The sequence below is a fragment of the Candidatus Pantoea multigeneris genome, assembly GCF_011752615.1.
GTDB lineage: Bacteria > Pseudomonadota > Gammaproteobacteria > Enterobacterales > Enterobacteriaceae > Pantoea > Pantoea multigeneris.
Genome location: NZ_VWXF01000002.1, coordinates 714,272 through 720,875 on the forward strand (window position 1 = coordinate 714,272; position 6,604 = coordinate 720,875).

Consider the following 6,604-nt stretch of genomic DNA (forward strand, 5'->3'; position numbering starts at 1 on the left):
ACCGGCTGCACGTTAATAATATGAGCCAGGCCACACTCATGGTCCTGGCTGCGGTCATGAACCTGTCCCTCATGGTGATCACGTTGACTACTTAGTTGATGGTCATTTGCATCATCCTCATGGAGGCCACTGCGATGATCATGGGCCAGTTGACGTAGTTAAGAACAACTGATCGACCTTCTTCGACTATTCTTAACTGGAGATGCGGGATACCCGCTGTGGCCAGGGATCAGGAAAGGTACCCCCTTCGCGCCACCATGCGATTTCCTGGCCATTCAGAAAACAGTCTCTGAGTGCAGAAACAAAAGCACTGACCTGGGTTTTTTCACCAATCACGGTTAAATTACAGCGACGATCGCCAAAACGACCTGGCGCATTCTCAATCTCTTCCTGGAGGATCTGCCGTTCTTGAAACGTCAGATGGTTGTCGGTATGCCTGAGAATGCCGGCTTTCCAGTAGCTGATAAATTCGAGATTTATGCTCCCTGATGCCTGGTTCCATAACAGGGCAAGATCATCACGCCCCGGTAACCAGAAAAACCCTTTGCTGCGGTAAATACCCTCTCCCATAAAGTGATGGCAGGCATCCCAGAGGCGCTGTGGATGAAAGGGACGGTCGTCACAAATAACTTCTGATACCATTGTCCATGCGCCAGCCTCCTGAGTTTTTGGGGCATCCACTTCCGGCGCTAGCTCCTCGATCAGTGCCGCCACCCGATGAAAATCGTAATCAGGCATGGTCATGATATCGTTTAGTCGCAGATTACCCCATGACAGGGCGCTGACTGCCACATAGGGGTTTAGAGGATGGATTGCCTGAGCGATACCGACGACATTTTCCGTCGGGAGGCGATCAGCTCTCGTCAGCAGTAGCTGGCTACAAAACATGATCTGCTCGGCAAGTAGATTTTCAATACGCCGTTCCCCCTTTTCCAGATTAGCCTGAAGGCGTGGAATGAGCATCTGACCCACATCAAAATCATCATTCAACATCACACTGTCAACCAGAGACAAAAATCCTTTAAGCTGCACCTGTGCATGATCGCGAAGATAGCGCACCAACGGCAGGGGGTGACTGCTGCCTGATGTCTCCAGTAAGATCAAATCCGGATGATGCTGAGCCAGCATCTTCTTCAACGCGGCATCAAGTTTTTCAATACCGCTACTGCTGCTGATACTGTCAGCAGAAATCGTGACAAAGTTGTTTTTGCTCTCGTTAACGATTTCAGTGTTAGAGATGAGCACGCCATCAACGTCCAGTTCACTCATATCATTCACAACGACACAAACGGTCAGTTGTTGTTTGTGCGCCTGAACAAGAAGATTCCTGAGCAAGGTCGTTTTTCCGGCGCCTAGAAAACCATTCAAGATTGTTAGTGGTGTATTTGTCATAAATTCCTTAGCCACAGACGTATTACGGGATTTTATTGCCTGTAAACGCTGTAGAAGCCATCACGTCTGGATGATAAAAAAGGGGAAGGCTCTCTGGAAAGCCAAATAGCCGTAAGCTAATGCGAAACATTCTCAATCGCTAAATGTTATGTTATAACATATCCATTGAGTTATGGGATCATGTTATGACTGAACACAAAGATGTTGTAATCGTGGGAGCTGGCCCTGCAGGGGTTGGCATTGCTGCGACACTCCGGCATATCGGGGTGGAAAATTTTGTCCTTATTGACCGTTACGAGGTAGGTGCGTCTCTCCAACGCTGGCCAGTCGAAACCCGATTCATCACACCGTCCTTCTTTTCAAATCCATTTGGGCAGATTGACCTTAACGCCGTGACCCCAGACAGTTCCCCTGCTCTCTCATCAGGAATGGAGCATTTAGACGGCAAAACTTACGCTGGGTATTTACGAGAAGTACTTGATGCTCACGCAATAGAGACGCTCACTTCTACACATATTGTTGACGTTTCACTGAACCGTCAGGGACGTTTTCGTCTCCTGTCAGCTAACGGCGAAAGATGGGAAACGCCGGTATTGATCTGGGCTACCGGGGAATATCAGTTTCCAGATATGCAAGCCTTTGAAGGTGCAGATCTTTGCTGCCATTACTGCCAGGTCAATAGCTGGAAAGATTTCAAACCAGACAATTACATTGTGATTGGCGGCTATGAAAGCGCGATAGATGCCGCGCTGAATTTACTGGAACAAGGTAGCCAGGTCAGATTGTTAACCCGCTCGGCTCCGTGGGCTAACTACCATATTCAGGATCCCAGCGTAAGCCTTTCTCCGTATACCCGTCAGCGTCTGAAGAACGCAATGGATAACCCTAATCTCGAGATTTATGAAAATGCTGATATCACCAGCGTATTGAAGACATCAAATCCGGACAGCTTGTATCGCGTTAACACAGCAGATGGGCGCGCCTGGTGCACGCATCAGCGCCCCATCCTCGGTACTGGGTTTATCTGTGGAGGTGGAGCATGTCAGATCGCACCCTTTTTCGACTGGGGTTCTGAGGGGCAGCCGCTCCTGACCGAAGAAGATTGCTCGACTCGTTTTCCAGGTCTCTACCTGGTGGGTCCCCAGGTACGTCATGACCAGCGTATTTTCTGTTTCATTTATAAATTTCGCGAGAGGTTTTCAATTGTTGCACAAGCTGTGGCACGCCAGCTGAATATTCCCCTACTCAAGCAAGTCTGGCAGGTACCGGATGATGAGTGCTGCAAGGATGAAAGCTGTGGATGCTGACGGAGAATGTCATGAATAACGTGGCTTTAATCGGACTTGAGAGTACAGGCAAATCCAGCCTGTTCAATCTCATTACGAGGAGTGCCTCCAGTGATGAGCGTAACTTTCGCGGCTCTACCGTATATTGCCGTGAGAAACAGTTGCCAGATGGCTTGGGTCATCTGATTGATACACCCGGCATTCGCTATGCGAGCGATAGTGTAACGACTTCAATGGCGTTATCTGTCCTGCAGCAAAGTGACATTATCTTGCTGGTGATGCGTGCCAACCACGCGATGGCCGAATGGAACATCCTGCAACCGGTAGTAAAACAGAATCCTCATCGCCTGGCCATTATACTGACGTTTAGTGACAAAATAGCCACGGGCCTCGATGCAATAATTCAGGCATTTCATCTTAAGACACAGGCTCCGGTTTTAGCTCTCAATGTCCGGCATGCCGGAGAAAAGGAGCGACTGCAATTAAATGAGCTATTACGACAGGTTAAGTCGGTAAAATCCGCACTAATCAACAACAGAGACATTATTCCGTTCTTAAATGTCTCCACTGCAAAACCACAGCGTTCATGGTTTGAAATTGATTATCTTGGACCTTTTCTCGCCGTTATTGCCTTAATCGGGTTATTTTTAGCACCTGTATGGCTGGCCTGGCACATTTCCGACCTTACTCAACCGCTGGCAGATCAATTCCTCATACATCCCGCTATCCGATGGTTACATACCGCCCCAGAATTCATCCAGGCATTATTAACAGGCAGCTATGGGATTCTGTCTCTGGGAATATATTCGTTTATCTGGGCCTTTCCGGTGGTGTTTCTTATTGGCCTGTCCGTAGCTATCACCGAAGATAGCGGAGTCAAGGAACGAATTATTCATGCTCTTCATCCGATGATGCGGAAAATTGGCCTGAGCGGCGATGATTTGATCCCCATATTGAGCGGGTTTGGTTGTAATGTCGTGGCGGTTTTCCAGAGCAGAAGTTGTTCACAATGTTCCCGAAAAAGCTGCATCAGCACCATAGCCTTTGGCTCTGCGTGTAGTTATCAGATTGGTGCCACCTTATCTGTTTTCAGTGCTGCAGGACAGCCTGGGCTTTTTTGCTCCCTACATCGCGTTGTTGTTTTGCACGGCATGTCTGCATACACGCTTATGGCATCATGCCCATATACCTTCAAGCACTCTGGCCTCAGCTGATCTGACCTGGTTGCAATGGCCGCGCTGGCGTGCCGTTAAGTGGTCGCTGAAAAATATGGTGATGCAGTTTATCTTACAAGCCATGCCGATTTTTATCGGCATCTGCCTGATGGCCAGTGTTCTCGATTATTACGCTATAATTGATTCACTTTGTCATTTTCTGTCACCCGTAGCACAACTATTCCATCTCCCCCAACAGGTTATGCCAGGGATCATTTTTTCATTATTACGAAAAGACGGATTAATGGTACTTAATCAGGATAATGGCACTTTAATTCGCTCTCTTAATTCTGGTCAATTGATGTTGCTGGTGTGGCTGGCTTCTACTCTCATGGCCTGTCTGGTCACTGTGATGACTATCGGCAGAGAAGTCTCCTGGCGATTCGCCACCGGGATAATTATCAAACAATTAATAAGCTCACTGGCTGTTGCAGTGCTTTTTTCATTAACCATCAGATGATTATGGAGTAAATATGATCCCTAAAACGTACAATGAGTGGGAAAATTGTATTGTCAATGAATGTGGTATTGAATTGACGGGCTCATTTATTCAACAACGCCTTGATGTGTTGAATAATGAAACTCACCATGAGACTAAACGTTTGCTGTCGCTTTATGGAAAACCGCATCTGGAAAAACTCATTCGTTGGTTCACGACTGCAGCAGAAAAGCTGAATATGGAGAACGAAGCGACCCCACTGAATCAGATTCATTGATGCGAATTAAGCGCGGAGAACGAAAATTGAGACGTCTCCGCCCCTCGCTCAAAACGGCCCGTCTTGCCTGCTCTGTTCATTTTGTTAAATTGCATCTATTGATACGTAATAATCTCGCCTTCTTCTTTTTCAAGCACCCCATTCCCTGAAGCATACCAGCGTGGAGGCCCCTTTAGCCGCTAATGCTATGATGTTAACTTGGCAGGAAAGGGTACCAGAGGTCCCACCGGGGATCTCCTGGCGATAGCTGTCACTCAGCTGCTGTAATTCAACATTCTGACAGGTTAACTATGTTATCAACTCTTCTGGTCGTGCTGGTTGCCGCTATACATGTCTACATACTGATCCTTGAAATGTTCTTGTGGGATACCCCATTTGGCCGTAAGGCTTTCAATTTGAGTCCGGTTTTTTCACGTGACACAAAAGTGCTGGCTGCTAATCAGGGGCTCTACAACGGTTTTTTGGCGGCAGGACTGCTTTTTGGGGTGTGGTTAGGGAGTGAAGGCTTGCAGTTTAAGCTGTTTTTCCTGATATGTGTGATGGTGGCGGGTATCTATGGTGCGGTAACGTCAAGCAGGAAGATTCTCTATGTTCAAACCATCCCGGCTCTACTCGCTACCATCGCGCTGCTTTACACATAGTCTCTGGCCTTCTTGCCGCGTCAAGGCATACCGGCCGGAACTCACGGTCATTCCGGTCCGGTAGCGCCAATCCGTTAGCACTTCCTACCTGATACGCGAAACGAGCAGCTGTGGAGGATGATTAGGCTGGCGTAACTTTTGTAACCGAGCCGGACACAGCCCGGTTTCCCCCTGCCTGAACCCCGCTACTGAGCCGAACTTGCACCGCTCAATGCTTTATAACGCTGGTAAATGATATATGACCGAAGGGTGAAAAAGCCGACCACGCAGCCAGAAGAAACGGCTAACAGAATAATCAGTGCATGACTAAGGTGGTGGTTTTCAGCCGTTGCCTGGCTGTAGCCGATATAGTAACGCAGGGGGAAGTAGATCAAAAATATAATAATGACTGAGTACGTGCCAGACACCGTGACTGTACCTTCTTTCTGTCCCAGCCTATACGTTTTGGGGCCAAAGATTTTTTTCGCCAGACTCCCGCCAATCACACAGCCTAACACCCACGTCAAAATCGCAACGAATACGTCATCCTGCTGTAGCAAATTAATAAAAGAGAAAATCATAAAGCAGACTGGAATAAGCAATAAAAATTTAATATTAACGACTTTTTCAAAGCAAAATGTTATGCAATACGCCGCGACGACAGCTAAAAGTATAAATACCCATATCGGCGTGCCTGATACAATTCCTAACATATAGCGCTCCTGTAACCGAGATAATGCTCGCCATCAATAAAAGTGTAAAAGTGTTTGTTGTTGCCAGGGTATTTTCACTACCAATTTGCTTCAGAACATCCAGGGGAAATACTGTTTATCACCTCTTATGTGTCAGTGCAACCATGTTTACTGCATTTAGTGTGTGAACATTAAGTTACATGCAACTATAGTGTGGCTGTAACGCGCGCTGTCGTTCGGAAAACACCCTAATCGCGACGAAATTTCACACGTTTCCGTCAGGTAAGATTTCAGATTAATCCGTTTAAACGCGCAAAAACTCACCTGAATTCCCGTCCAGTTGCCATGTAATCTCCCCTACACCTGAACACCATGGTACATGAAGTGCCTGAAAATCAGGGGTTAAGCAACAGGTCAGTGTCATGGCTTTCAACGAGGTTGAAGCCGACACACCGTTTGGGCACAGGAAGTCAGCATTCACGCGCGCTGGCGTCAGAAAACATTAGCCGCAGCTCCAATTTATACATTGATTTTGTTTCAGCTGTAACATTTTACTGGTTGCAATGGTAAGGAAGTGTGATTAAGTTTGATGAATTGTCAACCACCGTCAATCGCCGCCGACCTTCTTGACGAATTTCTGTGAATTTCATGATTTGGTAATAAATATTTGGGAATAGTAATTAG

The 6,604-nt window shown here is 47.1% G+C and carries 7 protein-coding genes; 5 read left to right on the forward strand and 2 right to left on the reverse strand.

The window, feature by feature from the left end; translation table 11 throughout:
• Positions 1–192: 192 nt before the first annotated feature.
• Complete coding sequence (locus F3J40_RS08570) at positions 193–1,392, reverse strand: CobW family GTP-binding protein (protein WP_167013854.1); 1,200 nt, start codon at positions 1,390–1,392, stop codon at positions 193–195.
• Between the two features lie 185 nt (positions 1,393–1,577).
• Between F3J40_RS08570 and F3J40_RS08575 the strand changes: the two genes are divergently transcribed.
• The 5 genes from F3J40_RS08575 (at position 1,578) to F3J40_RS08590 (ending at position 5,249) form a co-directional block, all read left to right on the forward strand.
• Positions 1,578–2,699 carry an NAD(P)/FAD-dependent oxidoreductase gene (locus F3J40_RS08575; RefSeq protein ID WP_167013699.1) on the forward strand — a complete coding sequence of 374 codons (1,122 nt, stop codon included), beginning with the start codon at positions 1,578–1,580 and terminating at the stop codon, positions 2,697–2,699.
• 11 nt (positions 2,700–2,710) lie between these two features.
• Complete coding sequence (locus F3J40_RS08580; RefSeq protein WP_240155353.1) at positions 2,711–3,892, forward strand: nucleoside recognition domain-containing protein; 1,182 nt, start codon at positions 2,711–2,713, stop codon at positions 3,890–3,892.
• Positions 3,893–3,953: 61 nt separating this feature from the next.
• The gene (locus F3J40_RS24850) at positions 3,954–4,352 is read left to right on the forward strand and encodes a nucleoside recognition domain-containing protein (RefSeq protein ID WP_240155357.1); all 399 of its coding nucleotides are present in this window, start codon (positions 3,954–3,956) and stop codon (positions 4,350–4,352) included.
• A 13-nt stretch (positions 4,353–4,365) separates the two neighbouring features.
• The gene (locus F3J40_RS08585; RefSeq protein ID WP_167013701.1) at positions 4,366–4,608 is read left to right on the forward strand and encodes a hypothetical protein; all 243 of its coding nucleotides are present in this window, start codon (positions 4,366–4,368) and stop codon (positions 4,606–4,608) included.
• A gap of 290 nt (positions 4,609–4,898) precedes the next feature.
• Positions 4,899–5,249 carry a DUF1304 domain-containing protein gene (locus F3J40_RS08590; protein WP_167013703.1) on the forward strand — a complete coding sequence of 117 codons (351 nt, stop codon included), beginning with the start codon at positions 4,899–4,901 and terminating at the stop codon, positions 5,247–5,249.
• Between the two features lie 185 nt (positions 5,250–5,434).
• Here F3J40_RS08590 and F3J40_RS08595 read toward each other — a convergent pair whose 3' ends face one another.
• Positions 5,435–5,941 carry a hypothetical protein gene (locus F3J40_RS08595; protein WP_167013705.1) on the reverse strand — a complete coding sequence of 169 codons (507 nt, stop codon included), beginning with the start codon at positions 5,939–5,941 and terminating at the stop codon, positions 5,435–5,437.
• Positions 5,942–6,604 lie beyond the last annotated feature (663 nt).